The following is a 24,533-nucleotide window of genomic DNA, read 5'->3' as shown; positions in this document are numbered from 1 at the left end:
TCCTTTCGCCGTGCCTGCGTTTTTGCCAGTCTTATGAACCCGCGTCCCTCAAACAATCCGCAGCAACCCATCAAAAACCCATCATCGACCGTCGGGAAACGAGCCATGCGGCACCCCTATACGATCAAGGAGATCGCCCGGCAGGCCGGGCTGAGCGAGGCCACCGTCGACAGGGTCCTCAACCACCGGGGTGGCGTACGGGAGAGCACCGTCATGGAGGTCCACCAGGCGGTCAAGGACCTGGACCGCCAGCGGACCCAGGTCCGCATCGGGGGCCGCACCTTCATGATCGACATCGTGATGCAGGCGCCGGACCGGTTCTCCACCGCCGTACGCGACGCACTCGAGGCCGAACTGCCGTCCCTCCACCCCGCCGTGGTGCGCTCGCGCTTCCACTTCCGGGAGACCGGCCCCTCCTCGGAACTGATCGCGGCCATGGACAAGATCGCCAAGCGGGGTTCTCAGGGCGTGATCCTCAAGGCCCCGGACGTGCCGGAGGTCGGGGCCGCCGTCGGTCGGCTGGCCGAGGCGGGCATCCCCGTCGTCACCCTGGTGACCGACCTGCCCAGCAGCGCGCGCAGGGCGTACGTCGGCATCGACAACCGCGCCGCCGGGGCCACCGCCGCCTATCTGGTCGGGCAGTGGCTCGGCGGCCGTCCCGGCCATGTGCTCGTCACCATCAGCAGGGGCTCCTTCCGCGGCGAGGAGGAACGCGAGATGGGCTTCCGCGGCGCGATGCGGAACGCCCACCCCGGGCGGTCCCTGGTGGAGGTCACCGACAGCGACGGCCTCGACGCCACCCAGCGCGACCTGGTCCTCGCGGCGCTGGAGCGCGACCGCGACATCGTCGGCGTCTACTCCATCGGCGGTGGGAACGCCGCGACCCTCGACGCCTTCGACACCCTCGGGCGGGAGTGCGCGGTGTTCATCGCCCACGACCTGGACCACGACAACACCCGGCTGCTGCGCGAGCGCCGCCTCTCCGCGGTGCTCCACCACGACCTGCGCCAGGACATGCGCCGCGCCTGTCAGACCATCATGCGGGCCCACATGCGCTGCCCGACGACGGGCCCGCCCTGCCCTCGGCGATCCAGGTGGTCACCCCGTACAACATGCCGTGAACCTGTCGTAAACCTGCGCAAAAGACGTCCAGGCCGACCCGTGCGGGCCGGCCTGGACGCTGTTGAGCGGGGTTGATCAGGCGAGGTCGAACCGGTCGAGGTTCATGACCTTGGTCCACGCCTGGACGAAGTCCTTCACGAACTTCTCCTTCGCGTCATCGCTCGCGTAGACCTCCGCGAGCGCGCGCAGCTCGGAGTTCGACCCGAAGACGAGGTCGGCACGGGTGCCCGTCCACTTGACCTCGCCCGTGGCGGCGTCGCGGCCCTCGAACGTGTCCTGGGCCTCGGACGTCGACTTCCACTGCGTGCCCAGGTCGAGCAGGTTGACGAAGAAGTCGTTGGTCAGGGTGCCCGGGGCGTCGGTGAGGACACCGTGCGAGGACTGGGCGTGGTTGGCGCCCAGGACGCGCAGGCCACCGACGAGGACCGTCATTTCGGGGGCGCTCAGGGTCAGCAGGTTCGCCCGGTCGATCAGCAGGTACTCGGCCGGGAGCCGGTTGCCCTTGCCGAGGTAGTTGCGGAAGCCGTCCGCGGTCGGCTCCAGCGCGGCGAACGAGTCGACGTCGGTGTGCTCCTCGGTCGCGTCGACACGGCCCGGGGTGAAGGGCACCTCGATGCTGTGGCCCGCGTCCTTGGCAGCCTTCTCCACGGCAGCGGAGCCGCCGAGCACGATCAGGTCGGCCAGGGACACCTTCTTGGCGCCGGAGTTGAACTCCCGCTGGATGCCCTCCAGGACGCGCAGCACCGTCGCCAGCTCGTCGGGGTTGTTGACCTCCCACCCGCGCTGCGGCTCGAGGCGGATGCGCGCACCGTTGGCGCCGCCGCGCTTGTCGCTGCCGCGGAAGGTCGAGGCCGACGCCCACGCGGTGCCGACCAGCTGCGACACGGTCAGGTCCGAGTCGAGGAGCTTGGCCTTCAGCGCCGCGATGTCCTCGGCGCCGATGGTCTCGCCCTCGGCCTCCGGCAGCGGGTCCTGCCACAGCAGGGTCTCCTCCGGGACCTCCGGGCCGAGGAAGAGCGACTTCGGACCCATGTCGCGGTGGGTCAGCTTGTACCAGGCGCGGGCGAAGGCGTCAGCGAACTCCTGGGGGTTCTCGTAGAACCGGCGGGAGATCGGCCCGTAGATCGGGTCGAAGCGCAGCGACAGGTCCGTGGTGAGCATCTGCGGACGGTGCTTCTTCGACGGGTCGTGCGCGTCCGGGACGATCTCCGGGGCGTCCTTGGCCACCCACTGGTTGGCGCCGGCCGGGCTCTGGGTCAGCTCGTACTCGTACTCGAAGAGGTTCTTGAAGAACCCGTTGCTCCACTGGGTCGGGGTCGTGGTCCAGGTGACCTCCAGACCGGAGGTGATGGCGTCCGCGCCCTTGCCGGTGCCGTAGGTGCTCCTCCAGCCCAGGCCCTGCTCCTCCATGGTGGCGGCCTCGGGGTCGGCGCCGACGTGGTCCGCCGGGCCCGCACCATGGGTCTTGCCGAAGGTGTGACCGCCCGCGATCAGGGCGACCGTCTCCTCGTCGTTCATCGCCATCCGGCGGAAGGTCTCACGGATGTCGCGGGCCGCGGCGAGCGGGTCCGGGTTGCCGTTCGGGCCCTCCGGGTTGACGTAGATGAGGCCCATCTGCACGGCGCCGAGGGGGTTCTCCAGCTCCCGGTCGCCGCTGTAGCGCTCGTCGCCGAGCCAGGTGGTCTCGGGGCCCCAGTACACGTCGTCCTCGGGCTCCCAGACGTCCGCACGGCCGCCGCCGAAGCCGAAGGTCTCGAAGCCCATCGTCTCCAGGGCGACATTGCCGGTCAGGATCATGAGGTCGGCCCACGAAAGGCTCTGGCCGTACTTCTTCTTCACCGGCCACAGCAGACGGCGGGCCTTGTCCAGGTTCCCGTTGTCCGGCCAGCTGTTGAGGGGCGCGAAGCGCTGCTGACCGGTGCCGCCACCGCCGCGGCCGTCGCTGATCCGGTAGGTGCCCGCGCTGTGCCAGGCCATCCGGATCATGAACGGGCCGTAGTGGCCGAAGTCGGCCGGCCACCAGTCCTGCGAGGTGGTCAGCACCTCCGCGATGTCCTGTTTCACGGCCGCGAGGTCGAGGCTGTTGAACGCCTCGGCATAGTCGAAGTCCTCGCCGAGGGGGTCGGCCACGGCAGGGTTCTTGGCCAGGATCTTCAGATTGAGCCGCTCCGGCCACCACTGGCGGTTTCCGTCGCCCTGCGTCGGATGCGGGGCGCGCCCGTGCGCGACCGGGCAGCCACCTCCGCCCTCGCCCTCCGTCTTCGCGTCTACGACGATTGCTTCATGGTTCTCAGACATGGGAATCCTTCCGGACCAGGCGGATCAGGTGCCCAGGAACTGCGGGCGGTGGAACAGTCGGGGCCGGGCCCCACGTCTCCGTCTCCTGCCGAATTGGAGTCTTCCTGTCCCTTGGCTATCGCCGGAACCGATCCTACGATGGACAGGGTCTAAGTCAATAAGCACGCCAAACCCAGATCCCATCAGAGTCCCGGACGCCCGTGGGTAAGATCGGGACACCCACCGAACGTGAATAGGTGAGCCTGTATGAGTGACCTGCTGCGGCGACTGCGAGGGCGTGGCTGGCGGATGACGTCCCAGCGACGTGTCGTCGCGGAGGTCCTCGACGGGGACCATGTTCACCTCACCGCCGACGAGGTGCACGCCCGCGCGGCGGAGCGGCTGCCCGAGATCTCCCGGGCGACCGTCTACAACACGCTGGGCGAGCTGGTCTCCCTCCGCGAGGTCACGGAGGTCTCCACCGACGGCCGCGCCAAGCGCTACGACCCCAACGCACACCACCCCCACCAGCACCTGGTGTGCTCCAGCTGCGGCACCATCCGCGACGTCCACCCCACCGGCGACCCCTTGGCCGCCCTCCCCACGGAGGAGCGCTTCGGCTTCACGGTCTCCGAGGCCGAGGTCACCTACCGCGGCCTGTGCCCGTCCTGCGCCTAGTGTGCTCTGACCGGGAAGGTTTCAACGGGACGTTCGTTCGGGCGGTTGGATGGACGGTGACGTCCGGTCCGACTGCTGGGGGCCTGCCTGGGCCCTCGGTGGGCGGGAGGCCGTCCCCGCCTGCTCAGCCCTGACGATGAGGACCTCGTCGTGCAGAGGGAGAGGGGCATCCGCTGGGGCGGCACGCCCCGCCAGGCCGCAGCCTGACCCAGCCCGGCGAAACCCATGCGGTCACAGCACGAGCTTCAGCTGCGCATCATCGACATCAGCAGCCCGTGAGTCTCGTCGTCGGCAGCGGCCACAAGCCCACGACCCGCCTCACCTATCGGGGCACCGTCGATGCCGGTGACCACGCAGCCAGCAGCCCGGCACACAGCGATGCCGGCCGCGAAATGCACGCTCCCGGAGAGGTCGCCGCCATCGGTGACATACGCGGCGCGCTTGCCGGCAGCCACCCACGCCAGCGCCAGCGTCGTGGATACGACGCGCGGCCGGAAATGTTCGATGAACTCAGGGCGGGCCAGCAGCTCCACGGCCCGGAATCCCGGCGTACTCGGGAACGGCGGATCCAGGTTGACGTCCACCAATCGGGTAGCGGGCGTGGGCGTCAGCAGTGCGTCGTCGGCCCCGTCATGCCGCACCCAGGCGGTCTCCCCGTCGGTGAAGAAAACCTCGCCGCTGAACGGGTCGGCGACCGCCGCCGCCCCATCGCGCAGCGCCACGTTGACAGCCACCAGCATCGTGCCGACGGCGTAGTTCAGCGTGCCGCACAGGGGATCCACCAACCACTGGCGCACAGCGTCGGCGGCGCCCTGCTGCCCGCCTTCCTCGCCGAGCGCCGCGTCATCGGGCCGTGCGGCACCGATGACGCCGAGGATCGTCTTCTCGGCCTCCACATCGGCGGCGGTGGCAAAGTCCCCGGCACCCTTGTCGATGCGGCTGAGCCGCTCGCCGTACATGGTGCGGACCACGTCCGCGCCGGCCCGCGCCCCGGCTATCGCGACTGCGGCATCGTCAGAGCTCGCGTATGAGTCGATCACGCCGTGCAGACTATCGAAGCGAAACTGCCGCCCCGCCGAGCGCGGAGCCGAACCGGTCGCCTGGTCAGGAGGGGCAGGCGTCCTCGGGGCCGTCGCGGTAGGTGCGGTAGACGGTGGACGAGGACGGGTCGCCGGGGCGGCTCGGGGGCGGGTGCTCGACGACGGGGACCGGTTTGCACACGGCCCATTGGTCGTTCTTGCCCGGGCCCTCGAAGCCGTACGTTCCTCCCGCGCCGATCAGACAGGAGTCGCAGGTGTCGCCGGAGATGCTCGGGTAGTTGAGGGTGTTGTAGACGTCGGCCTTCATGGGGATGCGCGGGGACTTCGGGGACTGGCGGCCGCCGTCGTTCAATTCGGAGAAGGTGCGGTCCACGGCGTTGGCGAGGAGCGCGAAGGCGTCGTGGTACATCACGGCGTAGCCGTCGTCGAGGTCGTCGGTGTCGAGCGAGTGCTGCTCCTTCAGCTGGTCGAACTGCTCGAGGAAGCGGCCGAGGGCCTTCTCGGGCTTCTTCTTCCCGTTCCACCAGGCGGGGTCGACGCAGGACGCGTCGATTATCGTCGCCCGGGCGTCGTCCAGCCGCTGGGTGAGCGCCTTGGTGGTGAGGGTGGGTTCCAGACCGATGCCCACCTTGAGGATGCGCAGCGTCGTGGTGCGGCCGCAGTCGCCCTCCTCGGCCAGGCGCTCGATGAACGCGGGCAGGTCCTGGTCGCGGCCGGCGAAGAAGACGGTGTCGGACTTCTCGTTGCAGATCTTCCGCACGGGGTCGGTGAAACGCTGGGGGATCCCCTGGTCGGTTCCGGAGGTGCCGGTGAAGTTCGTGTTGTGGCGGGCCAGGCCGTACTCTTTGCCGAAGTGTCTTTCGAACACGCTGCGCAGGTTCTTCGAGTACACGTCCCCGTCACGGTTGTCCCAGACCAGGAAGCCCCGGTGCTCCCCCCGCCGCTTGTCCAGGTAGCCCGCCAGGGCGCGGGCGAACTGGTCGTTGTTGGCCGAGGTCTTGAAGAAGTACGGGGCGTTCATGGTGGCCGCGGTGATGACCGGACCGACGGTGGGGATCTTGTGCTCGCTGAGCGCGGCGATCGCGCTGCGCGTCTCCGGCGTACTGCTGGGGATGCCGGTCACACCGACCAGCGGCGCGCGCTTGTCCGTGGCCAGTTCGGCGAGGCGGGTGACGACGGGCTCCCACTGGTCGAGGTTGCGGCCGTCGGGGGCGAGCAGCAGCTGGTAGTGCGGGCCGCCGAAGCGGTTGGCCTGCCGTTGCGCGGCGAGGGCACCGGCGAGTCCGCGGCGGATCATGTCCGTGGTCATGGCGCTGTGTTCGTCGGCGGTGAAGGGCATCATCAACGCGATGCGCACGTACGGGATCCTGGGGCCGCTCGACGGGGACTCCGCGTTCTGCCGCACCCGGGCGTTCTCGTCGGCCACCGCCCGGATGAGGCTCTTGAGGCCCGGATCCGCCTCGAAGGCGTCCGCGGTGACGCCTACGCAGTCTCCGTCGATGTCCCGCAGATCGTCACCGCATCGGCCCGGGCCCCGCGCCATGCTGACGACGACGGCGATCGCGGCGGCGGCCAGAGCGCCGAGTCCGAAGACGGCCAGCCACTCGACCGGACCCCACTCGCGGGGATGACGACGGAACAGACGCAGCAGCATGCTTCCTCACTGACCGGTGATGGGGAAGGGGCGCTTCTTCCGCGCCGCCGCAGGCCAGCTGCGGGCGGCCTGGCCCAGGACGGCGTGCCAGGACGGGTGCCGGGGCGAGAGGTAGGCCAGCTCGTCGCCGACCGCCTTGCACAACTCGGGGTCCGGTTCGGCGTGCGGTTCGGATACGTGCCACAGGGCGTGCAGCAGCCGGTTGACGCAGCGCTCGATCTCGTGCAGTCCCGCGTACCGGCCGTCGTGCGCGCCGAGGGCGACCTGCATGCGGTCGTCGGTCCACTCACCGGCGGGCGGGGTGGGCGCGGTGGCGGCGTACTGGAGGCACAACAGCCAGTGCCCGGCGGCCTGTTCGTCCTGCTCCGACTGGAACTCCTCCGCCAGCATGGCCACCACGGCCTCGGCGTTCCCGGCGGCGAGCGTATGCCGCAGCGCGTCCGCCTCCCCGCTCTCGCCGCGCTGCGCGTGGTGCATCCGCAGAAAGCGGTGGATGTCCTGCCAGTCGCGGCCGTCGTCGGCCGCCCGCGAGGTGCGGCGCGCCTCGTGCACCAGCAGGGTCCGCAGCAGGGGGTCGGTGACCAGCGGCTCGTCCGGCGGGGTGAGGTGCTGCCACTGCTGCTCTTCGAGATAGTCGGTGGCGGAGTTGGCGGGCAGCTGATCGGGGCCCTGGAGGCGCAGATGGTCGGCCAGGGCCTCGGCCGCGGTGCTGTCGCGGGCGAGCGAGAGCAGGGTCAGCCGGTCGCGCTGGCGCCGGTCCGGCAGCAGCTGCTCGAGGAGCGCTTCGGTGACCGGGCGCCCGTCCTCGACGTGGAGGTGGAGCAGATCCCGCGGGCCGACGACGGCGCCCTTCGCGGTGGCGTCCAGCACCGCCGCGCACAGCACGGTGGTCACCGCGGGATGCCCGCCGGTGAGGGAGTGCACGGCGGAGGCCAGATAGGGGTGCAGCGGCCGGGCGGGCCGGTCCGGCACCAGGAGCGGCAGGATGTCGTCCCGGCTCAGCGGGGTGAGGGGGACGGTGAGCAGCCCGGCGGAGGGGTGGAGACCCCTGCGTTCCCAGCCGGAGGACTTCACCAGGTCGGGGAGGTTGCGGTGGACCGCGGCGGAGGCGTCCTCCGGCGGGCCGCCGAGCCGGGTGGCCACGACGACCAGCTCCTCGCGGTCGGGGCGTTCGGGCATCGCCCGGTGCTCCAGGAGCAGATCGAGGAAGTCCTGCCCGGGCGGGTGGTGGGTGTCGTCGAGCAGGATGAGCGGCCACGGCTCCCGGTTCCACCGCTGCAACTTGCCGTAGGAGGCGGCCACATCGTGCAGGAAGGCGGCCATCAGGCTCTGCTCGGCCGCATGCCGGTAGTCGCCGCCCTGCTGGAACCACTGCCCGAGCAGCACCAGCGGATCCTGCCCCTCCGCGCCCCGGGGAAAGCGCCGCCGGTACCACTCCTGGGCCGCGGCCGCCGGGTACCGCTCGGCGTACTCGGCCACCACGGCGGCGGTGACCGCGTCCCGGTCCGACGGGTCCGAAGCGTCCCACGGGCCCGAAGCGTCCGACGGGTCCGACTCCGCGCCGATGGCGTCGTTCGGCCCGACGGACTCCAGACGGCCCTCGACGGCGGTGGCCCAGGCGTGCCGCAGCGCGTTCTCGTCCCCGCCGGTGAGGCGGCAGGCGAGCAGCAGCCGGGCGAAGCGGAGACACGCGGCGTCCCGCTGCTCGGCGTTGCCGTGGTGCCAGCCGGAGACGGCGAACAGGCCCGGCACCAGTACGGGGAAGCGGCGGCGCAGCGAGGGCGCGAGCCCGCACACCAGCTCCGCCAGGATCTCGACCGGGGTGGAGGCGGTGGGAGGGCCGCCGTCGGCCGGCGCGGACGGGAAGGCGGCGGTTTCGGTGGCGACGACCCGTACGTGGGCGAGCGGCAGCCGGTCCCGGTAGCACGCGGCCAGTTCCCCGAGGACGGCGCTGCGCCCGATGCCGTGGTATCCGGTCACCAGCACCACGGGCAGATCGTCCTGGTGTTCCCGGGCCGTACGGGAGCGCTCGTCGAGGGCCAGGCCGGTGAGCCGGGGAACGAGCGAGCGCAGCAGGGGGTCCCGGCCATACAGCGGTGACCCTTCCGATACGCGCATCTGGGTGTGTCCCGCCTCCGCTGCTCAACGCTGCCGGCAGCCACAACTCCGGAGGCGGGCGGCACCGCTCCCCCGAGACATCAGCCGCTGACATCCGTACCAACTACGCCTGTAAACAGAGAATTTACCCGTCGCGGGAGCAACACACCAGGTGAAGGCAGGATCGGTACGCGGTAGTGACCAGCGGGGACTCCGCGTCGAACACTGGTGCGGAGCGGAGCCGGGTGTCAGGGGTGTGGATAGACATCCAGTTCGACGCTGTCCGGAAGTGAGTCCGCCCCGCGGATCTCGCCGGGGTAGACGAGCCGCACCCGGCGCAGTCGGCGCAGTCCGGCGAGGGAGGCGAGGTCGACTTCCGCGACCTGCGACAGATGGATCTCCTCGAGCCCCGGGAGGCGCCGGGCGATCCGCCGCAGCGGAACCGCGGCACCGGCCCTGGCCCATACATCCAGGTGGGTGACCTGGGGGATTTCGGTGCGAGGGGCGAAGAGCAGCATGCTCAGCTGCTGTGGGGAGAGCGTCAGCTTGCGCAGGTTCGGCAACTCGGCGACGAGCGAGCCCCACTCGTCCGGCGTCAGCCGCTCGCTCGCGTCCTGCAGCCGCAGCTCCTCCAGCCCCCGGCAGGCCACGATGCCCGCGAGCTGGGCCGCCGCCGACGGCAGCGCCAGCAGCCGCAGCTCGGCGGCGCGCGGCAGGTCGGACAGGCCGCGCCAGGGCACCTCAGGGCCGACGAGGAGGCCCTCGAGGCGGGGGCAGTCCGCCAGCTTCAGCAGCGTCTCGAACTGGGGGAGGTCCCGCAGCTCCAGCCTCCGCAGCCGCGGCAGCCGGGTCAGCGGCGCCGGGTCCTTGACGTTCCGGCAGCCCTGGAGGGCGAGCGTCTCCAGCTCGGGGTAGGCGGAGAGCAGACCGAGATCCTCCAGCTGGAGGGTGTTGCGCAGCCGCAGCTCGCGCAGCCGCCGCGGGTCGAGCGAGTCGCGGATCTCGTCGGGGCCGAAGTCGCCGTGCAGGCCCACGCGCTGATACCCGGACATCGTGCGCAGCGCGTCCAGCTCGGCGTGCGAGCGCACCGTCACGATCTCCTCGGGGGCGGTGTCGAGGAGCGGGCGCACGATCTCCTCGGCGTACGCCGTCGTGTCGAACCGGTCCCAGTGGCCGAGGAGCTGAGCGCGCACCGCGGGCTGGCCGGTGCGCAGGAACTCCCGGAGCCTGGGGATGGCGGCGTCCCCGCCGATCTGGCATATCGCGTGGACGGTGGCCAGTTCCTCGTCGCCCTCCAGATCCTTCGCCGCGGGCAGCAGGCCGAGCAGCAGCGGTCCCGTCTGCGCCAGTGACCTGGCCTCCCGCAGACTGCGCGGTGGGAGCAGCCGCGCGGCCCGGTCCTCGATCGCTTCCCGCACGGTCGGCTCCAGGCGGGTGGCCTGTTCGAGGGAGGCGAGGGCGAGGAGCCGTAACCGCGCCCGGACCGCCGCGTCCTGCTCGCGGTCGCCCCGCTCGCGGAGGCGGGTCAGCAGGTCGGCGCGCTCCTGGTGACGGGCCTGTGCGACGGCCATCTGAACCACGTCCTCCCACTGGTCCAAGTGCGCGTTGTTCACCAGCATGCCCATGTCGCGCTCTTCCAGTACGGCCCTGGCGCCCAGGAAATCCTGAAAAGTCCGGTGAATGAAGTTCACCGCACCTGTGGCGGGTTCCCGCAACAAACCGGAACGTTCCAGCAGATGCTGCAAAGCTTCCTCCGGCGTCCCGACTTCCGCCAGACGGGGGACGGAGGGCTGTAGCCGCCGCACCACGTCCACCGCGTCCGGACGGTCCAGCTGCGTCCGCTCGTTGCGGATCAGCCAGTACGCCAGCTTCTGGAGCGGCTCCGTCGCCGACTTCTGGTCCAGCACCGGGCGGCTGCGGCCGTACACTTCGCGCTCCAGGTCGCGCCGCTCCAGGAGCATCGACAGCGCCGCCTCGTACAGCGAGGCGCGGCCCTGGGGCAGGAAGCCGCGGCGCTCCCGGTGCAGGGCGCAGATCAGGCCGCACATCAGCGGATTGGTCGCCAGGCGGCTCAACTCGGGGCTCCTGCGCAGGGACAGCGCCAGCGACTCGCCCAGCTCCTCCGATGCCCCGGCCGCCGCGTGCCAGCGCCGGATGAACTGCTTCATGTCGGCGGGCCGCATCGCGGCGAGCGCGAACTCCTGGAAGCCCTCGCGCGCCAGCCAGCCCCGCTCCAGGGCCGACGGGCGGGAGGTCAGCAGCCACAGGTTGCCGGGGAAGACGGCGAGCAGCTTCTTGAGCCAGGCCCGAGTGCGGGTCCGGTCCTCCTTCGGGATCTCGTCGGCCCCGTCGATCAGGAGCACGCCGCGCCCGTGCTGAAGGACCCGTGCCGCCCATCCGTCCGGTTCGGTACCCACCAGTGGACAGCCGATCCAGCGCAGGAACTCCTCGGGCATCGGCAGCTCGGCGCCCTTGTGCGCCAGGGTGCGCAGCGGCAGGACGAAGGGGACGCGGCCGAACAGCTGCGACAGCCCTCCCGGCACCCGCTCCTGCTGCGCCGTGGCGAGGGCCAGCCACTGCACCAGGGTCGTCTTGCCGGTGCCGGCGACCCCGCGCAGCAGCACCCGCTCATGGCGGGCGAAGACGGCATCGGCCGGTCCCGCGGCCCGCTCGGCCTCCGCGTCCCGGTCGCTGCCCGGCTCGCCGTTCTCCGCCGGCAGCGGATCGGTCCCCTCGCGGTACGGCCTGGCCTCCAGGCTCAGATACGCGGTCTCCAGCGGCCAGTCCTGGCCGTCCGGTTCGCGCAGATCGACCCCGTAGATCGTGAGCCTGCCGTGGTACTCGACGACGTAGCGCGCGTAGTCCTCCTCGAACTCCGCGTCCTGGCGGCTGATGTCGGGCAGCCGCCGCAGGATCCTGTCCAATTTCTCGCTCTGCTCCCGGATCTCGCGGCTCTGCTCGATCTGCGCACGGGCGGCGAAACCGGGCCGCTGGCTGAAGAAGCGCATGAGATGGACGCACGCCGTCTCCAGGAGGCGGTCGTGGAAGCGGGCGGCGTCGTCGCTGAGGAGCCTGCGGGTGTCGGGGCCCGCGCTCCTGGACAGCTCCGCGGCCAGCCGCTCGGGGCCGAGCGCGAAGGCGTGGACGTCGTCCATGTCGAGGTCGCCGAGCGCGTGCAGGGTGCGGGTCAGCGCCTGCCCGACGGAGTCGTGCTCGTCGGCGCCGATCGGCGGATCGTGGGGACCCGCGGCCCGCACGGCGCGGCGGACCAGCTCCCGGGCGAGCTTGTGCAGATCGTCCTCGGTCAGGGTGCGGTGCTCCTTGGCGAAGGACACCAGCCGGCGGATCGGGATCGGGCGCTCGCCGAACTCGGCCGCCGGTGCGCTCGCGGGCGGCACCAGCAGCCGTTTGACCACCGGCACGACCACTGCCGATGCGATCCGGAGCCCCACCGTGCCGCCGTCCACAGTAGCCCCTCTCTCACCAGCGCCGACGCGCTTCCCCCGCCGGGGCCCGTACCCCTCGTCCCCCGCTCACCATAGCCGCGGACGGCCGCGTTGAGGCAGGGCGCGCGGCGCCGGGCTTGTGCCGAGCGCCGTCGCCGTTACGTTCGTTCAGGTTAGGTAGTCGGCCTTCTTCGCCGTGGCGACGACGCGCCGACCGTCCGCGGCGGTGAGCAGCCCCGCGGTCACCCAGGCGTCCACGGTGGACTGGACGCGCTTGACCAGCGCGTCCTTGTTCCGGTACGGGGCGGCGGCCCAGATCGCGTCGAGGAGGGTGGTGCCGTCGTCCCGGGCCGGGTTGGCGACGCCGGAGTCGGTGGTGCCGAAGACCACGGTCGGCTCGGAGCGGTGGAAGTAGGCGTGCGTCGGCTCCTCGGTGCCTTCCCAGAACGGGGCGAACTCGACGCCGTCGAGCGTGTAGTGGAGCGGCTTGCCCGGCACGGGGGTGAGTGTGGGCAGCAGGTCGCCGGAGAGGGCGGCGTTGCGGTAGAGGTCGAAGGTGAGGAAGGACGTTCGCGCGTCGCGCGCCACCAGGTTGACCGGACCGTGGAACAGGGTCTGTACGCGCGGGTCGTCGAGCGCCTTCTCCACGCGCAGCCGGAAGGGGATGTCGACCCGGACGGTGTCCCCGTCGCGCCAGGTGCGGGACACCGAGGCATAGCTGCCGGGCGACCAGGTCCCCTTCACCGCCTTGCCGTTGACGGCCACCCGGAAGCCGCCCGTCGCCCACGCGGGCACGCGCAGCCGTAAGGCGAAGGCGGCGGTGCGGCCCCGCACGGTGAGCGTGGAACCCTGCTCCCTCGGATAGCCGGTGGACTGGGTGACGGTGATGCCCTTCTCGGCCCAGGTGAGCGTGGACGGGCTGTACAGGTTGACGTACAGCGCGGTGCCGTCGGCCCGTCTGAAGTACACCGAGTCCTGGTACTTGGTGGCGCTCTCCATGCCGGTGCCCTCGCAGCAGGTGGTGCCCGCCTTGGGGGTGTAGTCGCGCACATGCCCCGGCACCAGGCCGATGAAGTACGTGACGAGCGGCTTCTCCGCGTCGGCCTTGTCCTGCTTGGAGCCGAGCACCTGGTTGTACAGGGCGCGCTCGTAGTAGTCCATGTACTTCGGGTCCTGCTCGTGGAAGAACAGCATCCTGCTGAGCTTGAGCATGTTGTAGGCGCAGCAGGTCTCGGCGGTGGTGTCGCTGAGGGTCTTGGCGATGGCGCCGCGGGCGCCCCAGAACTCCCGGTTGCTGGTGCCGCCGATCCCGTACATCCGGGTCGGGACGACCATGTCCCAGAAGTTCTTCGCCGCGGTGAGGTAGCGCTCCTCCTTCGTCTCGTCGTACAGCCGGACCAGGCCGGTGAAGATCGGGATGTGCTGGTTGGCGTGCAGGCCGTCCAGGGTGTCGTTGCCCGCCGCGCAGGCGTCGATGAGCTTGTCGAGGTCGAACAGGCGGGCCAGCGCCAGGTGCCGGTCCTTGCCGCTGATCGCGTACAGATCGCAGATCGCCTCGACGATGCCGCCGAACTCGCCGCTGGAGAAGATGTCCCACATCCGCTGGAGGGTGCTCCGGGGCAGCGCGGACAGCCGGGAGTACATCCAGTCGCACATGCCCATCGCGAGGTCCAGGGCCCGCGCGTCGCCCGTGGCGAGATGGGCGTCGAGCAGCCCGCGCAGGATCTTGTGCGCGGTGTAGTACGGCGCCCACACCACGGTGTAGTCGCCGCTCGTCATCGACTCCAGGGTGATGAACTGCGTCTCCGGGTACGCCGCGAGGAACCCGGGGTGGCTCGGCCCTCCCCAGGTGCGGCGCAGGGTGGCGTGGCGGTCGTGGCCCGAGGAGTCGGCGAAGGTGCCGCCGGTGGTCTCCGCGAAGGTGTACGCGGCCAGGTCTCCGGCCCCGGCGGACGACTCGGCGGCCGGGCGGTCCCGGAGCTCCGCGATCTGGGCCGCGGTCAGGGCCCGCGACCAGATGCCGACCTCGTCGAAGGCCCCCGCGAACACCGGGTCGGCGGCGTAGTGGGACCGGCCGAGCCAGTGGTCGCGCAGGGTGCCCAGGGCGGCCGGGGTGAGGGTCATCGCGGTGTTCTTCGCGACCGCCGAGCCGTTGACGTACAGGATTCCGGTGCCGTCCGCGATCGTCACCGCCAGATGGCTCCACTCGTCCAGGGGCAGCGGCGCCGTGCCGTCGAGGCTCTGCTCGCCGCCCGCCCCCGAGGTGGTGATGGCGAAGCGGGGGTTGCCCTTGGCGTTGCGGGCGGTCAGATAGAGATAGCGGGTGGTGTCGTCGCCGAAGTCGAGGATCCGGGCCCAGCCCGCGTCGTGGGTGGGCTTGACCCGGGCGGCGAGGGTGACCGCGGTGGCGTCGCCGAGCACGGTGTCCGGCAGGTCGACGTAGTGGTAGGACCCGCGGACGTTCTCCGCGGCGGTGCCGAACCTGCCCGGAACGCTGAGCACCACCGGATCGCGCCGCAGCGCCTCGCGGACCTCGTCCAGCGCCCCGACCATGTGGCGGATCTTGTCCGCGTACACCGTCTCGCCGGTGCCGGTGTAGGCCTGGGAGAGCATGGTGAGGAAGTGGCCGGTGAAGTGTCCGCGGAGGTTGCCGTTGGCCTCGCCGTCCAGCCCCTCCCAGCCGCCCGGGGCGACCGCACCACGGGTGGCCAGGCCCGCGTTGGCCCGGAAGACCTGGAGCAGCCGGTCGGCGTCGTAGCCGCGGCCGAAGTCCAGCATCAGTTGGCGCTTGGCGGTGAAGACGCCCTCACGAAGGGCCACGTCCTCGGGGCTGAACGGCTGGAGTGTCCAGGCGGCCGGGACCCCGGCCCCGGTCGCGGCCCCCGAGGCGGCGGTTGCCCGGCCGACGGCGAGCGAGGTCAGTGCCGGGGCCGCCGCGACGAGGGCTGCGGCACGGAGGACGGCTCGTCTGGCGGGTGCGGGTGCCATGGATGGCCTCGTTTCTGGGGGCGACGGACAGGTGTTCGCTGTTCGGCATGTCAAACATCGTTCGGAAAGGCGACCAGAAAGTAGAACGCCGGTCAGAACACGTCAAGAGAGAGGACGAGAGTTGGCACCCGCGTCAGTGGGGCGGGGGAGCGACCCGGGATCGCTGCCGCACGGTCGCGGGGTCCGCGGGCCGTGCGCGCGTCAGATGCTGCGGCACCGGTGCCGTGTCCCCGCCGGTGTCGCGGACCAGCCCGTAACGGACGAGGCCCGCACCCGCGTCGGGCGGCGTGGCCACGTCGTCCGTCACCTGGTCCCAACGGGACGCCTGGACGAAGAGGTTGTAGTCCGCGCCCCGCTCGTTCTGGTGGAGGGTGACGCTCCCGTCCAGCCAGAAGTACTCGTTCCGCCACATCTGCTGGGCCCCGGTGGGCAGCACGGTGGTGCCGGTGGCGGGGCCGCCCAACCAGGTCGTGCCGTCCGTCGAACCCGGAGTCACGTCGTCCAGGCGCCGCCCGCCGCCGGAGGCCACGTGGAAGAGCATGCCGCGCAGGCCGGTCCACGTCGGCATGGCGAGCGCGCCGGGGCGCTGCCCGGGCAGCACCTGCCAGCGCACCCGGACGTGTCCGCGCCCCGTGAACGTGACCCGCTCGCCCCGGTGGGTCAGCCCGGTCGGCGGCGCCCCGGTCAGCGTCACCGTGCCGTCGGCGCGCCGCGGCAGCGCCGCGGGCCGGGTGGCGGCCGAGGGAGCGCGGTCGACCGTGTCGACGACGGTGCCGTCCAGCTGCCTCTCGGGGCGTGAGGGTGACGGCGTCGGGGAGGGCGGGGGCGCGGACGACGGCGGGCGCGCCGTGCTCGCGGCGGTGGGCGGCGCGGCGCGCGGCGGGGGCTCGTCCGGCGCCTGCGTCACGACGTATGCCCCGCCCGCGGCGATGGCCGCCCCGGCGGTCACCGCCACCGCGGGTTTGGCCAGCGCGCCGAGCACCTTGGCCGACCAGCCCGCCGGAGCCGCGGCGGAAGCGGCCGCAGCCGTCGTTACCGCGGCCGCCGTCTTGCCGCCCAGCGCCGTCGCGAGCGTGAAGCCGACCGGCAGCGGCACCAGCGCGATGCCGACGAGCAGCCGGCCCGCCAGCCACGGGTCGTCGTCCGCCGCCACCCGCACCTTGGCACGGTGCAGATCCCCCGCGCTGTGCAGCGCGCCGGGGTGCGCGACGTCCGCCGGGGGCGGCCGAGGCGCCGCCCCCGGCGAGCGCGGCCACTCCGCCGCCGAGCGCCCCGGTCGCCACGAGGCCACGCCGAGGGTGAAGAGGCCCCTGCGGCTGAGGCGGTGCTTGTTGTCGTGCGGCATGTGGCTCAACTCCTGAACGGGAATGACACGGGACGCTCAGGAGACGGAGCCACACCACCGCCGATAACAGTTTTTTCTCAGGCCGACGGCAACGTCAACGGCGACCTCGACGACAGCGTCAACGCAGTGCCGTGTACACCGCGTCGATCAGGGCCATCTTCCGGGGGTCGTCGGCGATGCGCGGACCCATGCGGTTCATGACATAGCCGAGGCTGACCCGGGCTTCGGGATCGGCGTGGCCGCAGGAGCCGCCGAAGCCGTCGTGGCCGAAGGCGCGGTGGTTGGGGCCGTAGGAGTGGTTGGGGCCGCTCAGCCACACCCCGAGCCCGGTTTCGGTGTCATGGGTGAAGCCGTGTCCGAGGATCAGGTCCCGGCACGCCCCCTGCCCCTCGCGGGCACGCTCGACGGCCTCGGGCGAGAGCACCCGGTGGTCCCCGGACAGGCCATGGCGGGCGTAGACGCCGTAGAGTTCGGAGATCGCACGGGCCGTCCCGTGGCCGTTGGCGGCCGGGATCTCGGCCGCCCGCCACCGCGGCGTGTTGGCCTCGGCGGCCCCGACGAGCGGGTTGGCCAGTGCGGCGATCGCGACGGGCTCCAACTGGGCGAAGACCGCGGCCTGTTCACTGGACGCGGCGGCGGGCGGATGGACCAGCTCCGCCGCCCGCCCGGCCTCCTTCTCCGGCAGCCCGATGCTGAAATCGATCCCCAGCGGCCCGGTGATCTCCCGGCGCAGGAACTCCCCGGGCAGGACACCGGTGATGCGCCGGATCACCTCGCCGACCAAGTGTCCGTAGGTTATGGCGTGGTATCCGGACCGCGTACCGGGCTCCCACCACGGCTCGGTGGCGGCCAGCCGCGCACAGGTCTTCTCCCAGTCGCACAGATCGGCCACGGTGTGCTTCTCCCGCAACCCGGCAAGGCCCGCCCGGTGGGAGAGCAGATGGCGCACGAGCACGGTGTCCTTGCCCGCCGCCGCGAACTCCGGCCAGTACGAGGCCACCGGAGCGTCGAAGTCCAGCAGCCCCCGATCCGCGAGCACATGGGCGCACAGCGCCGTCACCCCCTTGGTGGTGGACCAGACGTTCACCACGGTGTCCCGCTCCCACGGCCGCTCGCGCCGGGCATCCGCCCAACCGCCCCACAGATCCACCACGGTTCGCCCGTCCACGTGGACCGCCACCGCCGCGCCCAGTTCCGCGCGCTCGGTGAAGTTGGCTTCGAACGCGGCACGCACGGCGGCGAACCGCGGGTCGCAGTGGCCTTCGATGCGCGGTGCGGACGGCACGGACTGCTGCGTCATGGGGCACTCCCAACGGGTCTGTTCGGCAGACTGGCAACATACCGACTGGTTGGACCAGCGGAAACCCGGGGAGATCCTCCGGCAGTCGCCACCACCCCCCGAGGAGCAGTCCGTTGGAACACACACGGCAGGACGAGTGGGACGCCCACTACGCCGACGGGAAGACATTCCGGCCCCTCGGGGACACCGAACGCGCACTGCTGTCCGCGCACGTGCCCGCCCCCGCCGGGGGCGGCCGTGCCCTCGACGTGGGCTGCGGCCTGGGCGAACTGGCCGCGCATCTGGCGTCGGTGGGCTACACCGTGGACGCCGTCGACTGGGCCGACAGCGCCCTCGCTCAGGCCGGTGCCGATCACCCGTCGGGTGTGCGGTGGCTGCGCCTGGACGTCGAGCGGGACGACCTCGCCCCGTTGCACCGGGACGGCTACGACCTGATCACCCTCAGGCTCGTCTATGCCTTCTTCCGCCACCGCACCCGGGTCATGGACGACCTCGGCCGTCGGCTGGGGGAAGGCGGCGCGATCGTGGTGATCACACCGCTCGCCGCGACGACCCCCGAGGAGCGGCGGGGGATCGCGCTGGACGAGACGGAGATCGGTCTGCTGAGCGACGGATGGGAGCGGGTGGAACGGCTCGACGCGGAGGGGTTGGCCATGCTGATCCTGCGTGGCCGGGTTCAACCGGCGGCTTGAGGGTCGTCCGCCCGCCGACCCTGAACCGACGGCCCAGGGGCGACGAAAAGTCTCCGGGAGGACTTCAACGAAACACTTGAATTCATGGATGCCCAAGACATCGAACCGCCCGAGGCGGAGCCTGCCGCCGACGCTCCCGACACCAAGGAACGCCCCGCGCCGCAGCGGCGGTGGTGGACGCTGCCGGTGGTGAGCGCGGCCCAGTTGCTCGTGGTGCTGGACGGGACGATAGTGAACATCGCGCTGCCCTCCGCGCAGAGCGCGCTCGGCATGTCCGAGGCGAACCGGCAATGGGCGATCACCGCCTATGCCCTGGCCTTCGGCGGGTTACTGCTGATCGGGGGCCGGATCAGCGGCGTGCTGGGCCACCGGCGGGCGTTCGTCGTCGGCTTGGTCGGCTTCGCCGCGGCGTCCGCGCTGGGTGGGGCCGCCGCGGCTCCCGGGATGTTCTTCGCGGCCCGGGCCCTCCAGGGTGTGTTCGCCGCCGTCCTGGCGCCCGCCGGATTGTCGTTGCTGACCATGACGTTCACCGAGCCGCGCGAACGCGGCCGGGCGTTCGGTGTGTTCGCCGCGGTCGGCGCCGCCGGATCGGCCCTCGGCCTGGTCGCCGGGGGACTGCTGACGGAGTACGTCAGCTGGCGCTGGTGTCTGTACGTCAACGTCCCCGTCGCCCTCCTCGCCGTCCTCGGCACGACCTTCGTGCCACCGGACCGCCCGGCCCGCCCGGCCCGCGGTGGCGGACGGCTCGACGTCGCGGGCGCACTGCTCAGCGCCACCGGGTTCGCCGCCGTGGTGTACGCCTTCAACGAAGCCGAACCGCTCGGCTGGGGCGCGCCGAAGGTGCTGGCGCTCCTGGCCGGGGGTGTCCTGCTGCTGGCCGCGTTCGCGGCCGTCGAGGTCCGGGCGCCCCGCCCGCTGCTGCCGATGCGGGTACTTCTGCACCGGGCCCGCGCCGGTGCGTTCGTCTCGATCACCCTGATGTTCGTCGCGATGTTCGGCTTCTACCTGTTCCTGAGCTACTACACCCAGACCGTCCTGGGCTATTCGCCGGTCCGGGCGGGCCTGACGCTCATCATCAACGCCCTGGCCGCCCTGCTCGGATCCACCCTCATCGCCGGGAGACTGCACGGACGCGTCGCCCCCGCGGCGTTGATCCTGCCCGGCCTGCTCGCCGCGTCCGCCGGGATGTTCGTCCTGACCCGCCTGACACCGCAGAGCACGGACATCCTGCCGCTCCACCTGGTACCCGCCCTGGTGCTCACCGGGCTCGGCCTCGGCTGCGTCATGCCCCCGACGGCGAGCCTGGCCACCGCGGACCTGCACCGCAACGACGTCGGCGCCGCGTCGGCCGCGTACAACGCCTCCCAGCAACTGGGAGCCGCACTCGGCACCGCACTGCTCAACACCATCGCCGCCAGTGCCACGGCGGCCCACCTCGCGTCCGCACCCGACACCACGCCGACCGCGGCATCCGTGCACGGCTACACCACCGCCCTGACGGTCGGCTTCGGCATCCTCCTCGCCGCCGCGTGCGTCGCCGCGGGATGCGCGGCGCCCGCCCGGCGTCAGGGGAGGGGTTCGACCTCCAGGTAGCGGTGGCGGCCGTGACCACGGTACTCCAGGGCCTCCCAGCCCAGCTCGCGCAGCACGCGGGCGCAGCGGGCCAGCTCCTCTCCCGCCGCGTACGCGGCGCCACTTCCCGGAGGCCCCAGCCACTCGACCCGGACCACCCCCGGCTGCTCGGCCTCGCCGCAGCGGTATCCCGTCACCAGCCGGTGGCCGTCGGCGCCGACGGCCGAGGGCGGGATGGCCGCCGCCTCCAGGGCGATGGCCACGGCCCGTACCGGCTGGTGCCGCTCCCAGGGGGCGGGGGCGGCGAGGGGGTCGTCCCGGTCGGTGTTCATCAGCCGGCGGATCTCGCGCAGTCCGTCGAACGCCGCCCGCACCGCCGCCACCCGCTCCCGGGTGCCCACGCCGAGGGGCTCTTCGTCACCCGTGGCCGCCTCGAACCGTGACCCGTTGCCGCCGCTCTCCGCCGTCACCTGTCACCTCCGGGCCGGAGCCTCTCGGCGTGAGCCGGACCGGCCAACACGTTCACGGGCCGACGATAGCGGGTGGACGTCTGCGGCCTGATTCCCTATTTTTCCTACTGAATTAATAGGGAATGATGGCAGGCGGCCCGTGCCGAAGGAAGGGGAGCAGGCGTGACGGTGGTGGATGCGGTAACGGAAACACGCGACCGCGCGCGTTGGCTGCGGCCGCCGACCGGGAGGTCCGCACGCATCGGCCATCTCCCCTTCTGACCTCCCGCCGCCACATCGACCTGCTGCGCGTGTGCAGCGCCGCAAGTCCTCTCGCCTGAGCCGATCGGCCATCGGGGATATCCGACAGCGTCGTCATGCGCCGATGCGGGCGAACGCCGCCGCGCGCTCACCGCAGGCCGTCCGCCGCCGGCCGCTCACCGTACGTCTCACCACCAGCGAAGAACCCGACCTGGGCAGAAACGTGTCCGTCACACCTGGGAAAGCCGCGCCGTCCTCGCTGTCCGTCGCATCGTTCCGGGGCAGGATCGGCCGGGACGCGCGCAGTGGACACTACGCCGTGCCACGCCGCTACCGCCTCCATCTGTCGCTGTCGTGCCGCCACTGTCTGCGGATCTCAGGAAGTCGGGCACGCTGCGGATCGGCAGCTCGGTCGGGGGACCGCCGAACGCGTACTACCCGCAGGGGACGGGCGGAAAGCCGGTGGGCCAGGACATCGACCTCGCCAACGCGGTGGCCAAGGTCCTCGGCGTCACGCTGAAGCGTCAGGACGCCTCGTTCGAGACGATCCTGCCCGCCCTCGGCAGCGGCAAGTTCGACGTCGGGACCGGCAACTTCGGCGTCACCGCCGAGCGGCTGAAGACCGTCGACTTCGCCACCTACATCAACGACGGCCAGGGCTTCGCGGTGAAGAAGGGCAACACCGCGCTCGGCGGCAAGGTCACCGACCTCACTCGGCTGTGCGGCCTGACCATCGGCACCGGCGCGGGTACCACCCTCGAGGCGACGCTCGAAGCCCGGAAGAAGGTGTGCGCCAAGGCGGGCAAGAAGCCGTACGAGGTGAAGGTCTACTCGGAGAACGGGGCGATCCTCACCGCACTCCAGCAGGGCCGGATCGACGTGGAGATGTCCACCATCAACGGCCTCCGCTACCAGGCGGCCCAGAAGGCCGCGAAGACCACCTTCCTCGGTGAGTACCACCGGCTCGACGTGGGCTTCGCCTTCAAGAAGGGATCACGGCTCACCCGGGCCTTCCAGGCCGCTGTCAACGAGCTGATCAAGGACGGGACCTACGCCCGCATCCTCGACAAGTGGGGCACCGAGCCATCCGCGATCAAGACCTCGCGGATCAACCCGCCCGAGCAGACCTCATGACGGGCCGCCACGAGGGCCGCCCCCCATCTCGCCGTCGCACTCGACGGTGCGGGCCGGCACCCGGCCGCACCGGCCGCCCGCCGGGCCGGAGTGGGCGTCAGCCGGCGTCGGGGGCGGTGTCGAGCACGTACAGCTCCGGCAGGTTGACGACGATGGCCTCCTGGGTGCTGCGGGCGATCACCACGACGGCCTCGTCGTCCGGGCTGGGGTTCTCCTCGCGATGCGGGACGTACGGCGGCACGAAGATGTAGTCGCCGGGCGAGGTGCGGATGCGGACCTCCTCGGGCGTGCCGCTGGAGTCGTCGAGGAAGACGAACTCCGGGTGCCCCTTCACCACGTGGATCGCCGTCTCGGAGGCCCCGTGGTGGTGGTTGGACGACGCGGTGTCGGGGGCGACATGCGTCTGGCCCATCCAGATGCGCTCCGATCCGACGCTGCGTCCGCTGATCGCGGCGAACCGCCGCATCCCGCCGGACTGGGCGGTGTCGCCGTCGAGGGCGTCGGCGCGGATGTGGTGCAGCCGCGCGCGGAGCGGCAGCGCGGTACCGCCGTCGGGATGGTCAGGCAGATCGGGGTGGAAGCCGTCCTTCCGAGGGGCAGCGTCGCGATCCTTAGAGGGGGTGCCGGAGAGGGTCTTATCCGTCGTCGTCCTCATCGTCCTCGTCGTCTTCATCGTCGTGGCTGTCTTCGCGGTCGTCCTCGTCGTCCTGAGAGGGGCTTTCCGGACCGCTGCTGGCCGACGGTTGAGGGGCGGTGGAGCCGGTCGGGGGAGTCTTTTCGCGGGCGGGCGGAGGGGCGGACCCGTCCCCCTGGCTCGGAGGGGCGGTGAGCGAGACCTGTCCTCCCGCGGGCTGCCTGCTGCCGAAGGAGACGGAGGCCGAGTCGATGATCGTCGACATGGCCAGGGCGCATCCGGCGAGGACCAGAGCGGTACCGGCCGCGGTGAGGACCGTGGTCTTGTGGTTCCTCCAGCGGTCCCGGGCGCTTGACCCGTCGTCTCCCTCCTCACCTGGCCCGACGCGGGTCTCGGCGGCCGAGTGGTCGTCCGGTGAAGGGGGCGAGCCGGAATCGGGTGACATGTTTCCTCCGTACGGGCGGGGCCGCAGACCACCGTAGTTGCCCCTGGCCCAGGGCGAAGCCAGCGTCACTCCAGCGGTTCGTTAAGGGGAAGCCAATATTCGGCTCATCCTCCTCGGGGCGTCAGGGCTGAAGGATGGTCTTGATGTGGTCATCTCCTCGGTGTCTTCCTCACTCTTCGGGAGTCGCGGGGGTGTGGTCAGGCCAGTTCGCCCAGGAGCGCCCAGGTGCGGCGGCGGGCGGCGTCACCGACGGACTCCGTCCCCGTGAACACCACCTCCGTCGCCCCGGCGTCCCGGTAGCGCCGTACCTCGGCGGCCACGGTCTTCTCGTCGCCGATCACGGACATATCGACGGCCCGGGTGCCGCCGGAGAGTCCGATGACCCGTGCGTAGGAGGGGATCTGCTCGTAGAACGCGAGCTGTTCGCCCACCGTCTCGCGCACGGAGTCGGCATCGTCCGTGACCACACCGTGCACCAGCGCCACGATGCGGGGCGCGGGACGACCGGCGGCCTCCGCAGCCGCGGTGACGGCGGGGACGATGTGCTCGGCCAGGGCGCGAGGCCCGGCGAGGTAGGGCAGGATGCCGTCCGCCAGCTCCCCGCTGGCCCGCAGCGCCTGCGGGCCCATCGCGGCGACGAGCAGCGGTACGCCGCTCTCGGCACCCGGGACGCGGGCGGAAAGCGGGGTGGTCGCGGTGAGCAGTTCGCCGTGGAATTCGGCGGCGCCGGTCTCGGTCAACTGCCGCAGCGCGGTGAGGAATTCACGCAGACGGGCGATGGGCCGTTCGAAGGGAAGACCGAAGCCCGCCTCCGTCAGGAGCTTGGTCCCCAGCGCCAGGCCGAGGTGGTAGCGGCCGTGCGTGGCCGCCTGCGCGGTCTGGGCCTGGCTGGACACGAGCAACGGGTGACGTCCGAAGACCGGGATCGCGGACGTGCCCACGTGCAGGTCCGGTACCTCGCGCCCGACGAGGGCCGCGAGTTGGGGCGAGTCGGCGCCGAAGGTCTGGCCGAACCAGGCGGACCGCATCCCGGCGGCCGCGGCTTCCCTGGCGAGGTGCACGCTCGCGTCGATCTGGTTGTCCGCGTCTGCGGCGGTGAGTGCTACTCCTACGGTCATGTCTGTGCGAACCCACGGGGGCGGCCCCGCATTTCCGTTGGCGTGTGACGGCTGTGTGTCATCGGCTGCCCCGCGCCTGACATGGCGGCTTCCCGGGCGGCCGTCCGGCCGTCCGGGACACCATATGTGAGTGACACGGATCCGGAACAACCTCCCCGGGCCATATCGCGTCTTGATCGGCAGCGGACGCGCGGCGGCCACCGGAGAGGGGGTCGTTTGCGCCCTGCTATGCACGTGATGTATAGACGCGGTGTATAGCAGGTGGCATGCGCTTCCGCGGG

At 71.5% G+C, this 24,533-nt stretch carries 16 protein-coding genes and 1 pseudogene; 5 read left to right on the top strand and 12 right to left on the bottom strand.

Annotated elements, in window-relative coordinates:
• Positions 1-105: 105 nt before the first annotated feature.
• A pseudogene (locus tag LCH29_RS24140) lies at positions 106-1,121 on the top strand (LacI family DNA-binding transcriptional regulator).
• 76 nt (positions 1,122-1,197) lie between these two features.
• Here the strand turns inward: LCH29_RS24140 and katG are convergent.
• Positions 1,198-3,420 carry a catalase/peroxidase HPI gene (gene katG, locus LCH29_RS24135; protein WP_446463821.1) on the bottom strand — a complete coding sequence of 741 codons (2,223 nt, stop codon included), beginning with the start codon at positions 3,418-3,420 and terminating at the stop codon, positions 1,198-1,200.
• 246 nt (positions 3,421-3,666) lie between these two features.
• On the opposite strand from katG, the gene LCH29_RS24130 reads away from it, so the two are divergent.
• Entirely contained in the window at positions 3,667-4,077 is a 411-nt protein-coding gene (locus tag LCH29_RS24130) for a Fur family transcriptional regulator (protein WP_123102789.1), read from the top strand.
• A 245-nt stretch (positions 4,078-4,322) separates the two neighbouring features.
• Here LCH29_RS24130 and LCH29_RS24125 read toward each other — a convergent pair whose 3' ends face one another.
• The 7 genes from LCH29_RS24125 to LCH29_RS24095 all read right to left on the bottom strand — a co-directional run bounded on the left by LCH29_RS24125 (position 4,323) and on the right by LCH29_RS24095 (position 17,947).
• Positions 4,323-5,117, bottom strand: a complete 795-nt coding sequence (locus LCH29_RS24125; protein WP_446463820.1) for an inositol monophosphatase family protein — start codon at positions 5,115-5,117, stop codon at positions 4,323-4,325.
• Between the two features lie 64 nt (positions 5,118-5,181).
• Positions 5,182-6,771: an ABC transporter substrate-binding protein gene (locus LCH29_RS24120; RefSeq protein ID WP_446463819.1), complete on the bottom strand. Its 1,590-nt coding sequence runs from the start codon at positions 6,769-6,771 to the stop codon at positions 5,182-5,184.
• Positions 6,772-6,777: 6 nt separating this feature from the next.
• Positions 6,778-8,889, bottom strand: coding sequence for an ATP-binding protein (locus tag LCH29_RS24115; RefSeq protein ID WP_446463818.1), 2,112 nt, complete (start codon positions 8,887-8,889; stop codon positions 6,778-6,780).
• A gap of 227 nt (positions 8,890-9,116) precedes the next feature.
• A complete protein-coding gene (locus LCH29_RS24110) occupies positions 9,117-12,335 on the bottom strand; it encodes an NACHT domain-containing protein (protein WP_446463817.1) in 3,219 nt (1,072 codons plus the stop codon).
• 147 nt (positions 12,336-12,482) lie between these two features.
• A complete protein-coding gene (locus tag LCH29_RS24105; RefSeq protein ID WP_446463816.1) occupies positions 12,483-15,302 on the bottom strand; it encodes a beta-L-arabinofuranosidase domain-containing protein in 2,820 nt (939 codons plus the stop codon).
• 133 nt (positions 15,303-15,435) lie between these two features.
• On the bottom strand, positions 15,436-16,647 hold the full coding sequence (locus LCH29_RS24100; protein ID WP_446463815.1) for a sigma-70 family RNA polymerase sigma factor: 1,212 nt from the start codon (positions 16,645-16,647) through the stop codon (positions 15,436-15,438).
• 118 nt (positions 16,648-16,765) lie between these two features.
• Entirely contained in the window at positions 16,766-17,947 is a 1,182-nt protein-coding gene (locus tag LCH29_RS24095) for a serine hydrolase domain-containing protein (RefSeq protein ID WP_446463814.1), read from the bottom strand.
• Positions 17,948-18,060: 113 nt separating this feature from the next.
• On the opposite strand from LCH29_RS24095, the gene LCH29_RS24090 reads away from it, so the two are divergent.
• Entirely contained in the window at positions 18,061-18,639 is a 579-nt protein-coding gene (locus LCH29_RS24090; RefSeq protein WP_446463813.1) for a class I SAM-dependent methyltransferase, read from the top strand.
• An 84-nt stretch (positions 18,640-18,723) separates the two neighbouring features.
• Positions 18,724-20,232 carry an MFS transporter gene (locus LCH29_RS24085; protein ID WP_446463812.1) on the top strand — a complete coding sequence of 503 codons (1,509 nt, stop codon included), beginning with the start codon at positions 18,724-18,726 and terminating at the stop codon, positions 20,230-20,232.
• Here LCH29_RS24085 and LCH29_RS24080 read toward each other — a convergent pair.
• Positions 20,205-20,681 carry a hypothetical protein gene (locus tag LCH29_RS24080; protein ID WP_446463811.1) on the bottom strand — a complete coding sequence of 159 codons (477 nt, stop codon included), beginning with the start codon at positions 20,679-20,681 and terminating at the stop codon, positions 20,205-20,207. The genes LCH29_RS24085 and LCH29_RS24080 overlap by 28 nt on opposite strands.
• Before the next feature lie 510 nt (positions 20,682-21,191).
• On the opposite strand from LCH29_RS24080, the gene LCH29_RS24075 reads away from it, so the two are divergent.
• Positions 21,192-22,055 carry an ABC transporter substrate-binding protein gene (locus LCH29_RS24075; RefSeq protein WP_446463911.1) on the top strand — a complete coding sequence of 288 codons (864 nt, stop codon included), beginning with the start codon at positions 21,192-21,194 and terminating at the stop codon, positions 22,053-22,055.
• Positions 22,056-22,152: 97 nt separating this feature from the next.
• Here the strand turns inward: LCH29_RS24075 and LCH29_RS24070 are convergent, their stop codons facing one another.
• The 3 genes from LCH29_RS24070 to LCH29_RS24060 form a co-directional block, all read right to left on the bottom strand.
• The gene (locus LCH29_RS24070) at positions 22,153-22,710 is read right to left on the bottom strand and encodes a cupin domain-containing protein (RefSeq protein WP_446463810.1); all 558 of its coding nucleotides are present in this window, start codon (positions 22,708-22,710) and stop codon (positions 22,153-22,155) included.
• Positions 22,691-23,134 carry a hypothetical protein gene (locus tag LCH29_RS24065; RefSeq protein WP_446463809.1) on the bottom strand — a complete coding sequence of 148 codons (444 nt, stop codon included), beginning with the start codon at positions 23,132-23,134 and terminating at the stop codon, positions 22,691-22,693. The genes LCH29_RS24070 and LCH29_RS24065 overlap by 20 nt, the downstream gene beginning before the upstream one ends.
• Before the next feature lie 197 nt (positions 23,135-23,331).
• Positions 23,332-24,252 (bottom strand): LLM class F420-dependent oxidoreductase, encoded by a 921-nt coding sequence (locus LCH29_RS24060; protein ID WP_446463808.1) that lies wholly within the window; start codon positions 24,250-24,252, stop codon positions 23,332-23,334.
• Positions 24,253-24,533: the final 281 nt, after the last annotated feature.

The organism is Streptomyces sp. BRA346, from assembly GCF_052851135.1.
Note: the sequence above shows the minus strand (reverse complement) of the source record. Positions and strands in the feature narration are given on the sequence as shown.

What these genes read in the sequence shown, in the direction of transcription:
- katG (WP_446463821.1), bottom strand. Translation starts at nt 3,420, where the DNA reads ATGTCTGAGAACCATGAAGCAATCGTCGTAGACGCGAAGACGGAGGGC.
- LCH29_RS24130 (WP_123102789.1), top strand. Translation starts at nt 3,667, where the DNA reads ATGAGTGACCTGCTGCGGCGACTGCGAGGGCGTGGCTGGCGGATGACG.
- LCH29_RS24120 (WP_446463819.1), bottom strand. Translation starts at nt 6,771, where the DNA reads ATGCTGCTGCGTCTGTTCCGTCGTCATCCCCGCGAGTGGGGTCCGGTC.
- LCH29_RS24115 (WP_446463818.1), bottom strand. Translation starts at nt 8,889, where the DNA reads ATGCGCGTATCGGAAGGGTCACCGCTGTATGGCCGGGACCCCCTGCTG.
- LCH29_RS24105 (WP_446463816.1), bottom strand. Translation starts at nt 15,302, where the DNA reads ATGGCACCCGCACCCGCCAGACGAGCCGTCCTCCGTGCCGCAGCCCTC.
- LCH29_RS24100 (WP_446463815.1), bottom strand. Translation starts at nt 16,647, where the DNA reads ATGCCGCACGACAACAAGCACCGCCTCAGCCGCAGGGGCCTCTTCACC.
- LCH29_RS24095 (WP_446463814.1), bottom strand. Translation starts at nt 17,947, where the DNA reads ATGACGCAGCAGTCCGTGCCGTCCGCACCGCGCATCGAAGGCCACTGC.
- LCH29_RS24085 (WP_446463812.1), top strand. Translation starts at nt 18,724, where the DNA reads ATGGATGCCCAAGACATCGAACCGCCCGAGGCGGAGCCTGCCGCCGAC.
- LCH29_RS24070 (WP_446463810.1), bottom strand. Translation starts at nt 22,710, where the DNA reads ATGAGGACGACGACGGATAAGACCCTCTCCGGCACCCCCTCTAAGGAT.
- LCH29_RS24065 (WP_446463809.1), bottom strand. Translation starts at nt 23,134, where the DNA reads ATGTCACCCGATTCCGGCTCGCCCCCTTCACCGGACGACCACTCGGCC.
- LCH29_RS24060 (WP_446463808.1), bottom strand. Translation starts at nt 24,252, where the DNA reads ATGACCGTAGGAGTAGCACTCACCGCCGCAGACGCGGACAACCAGATC.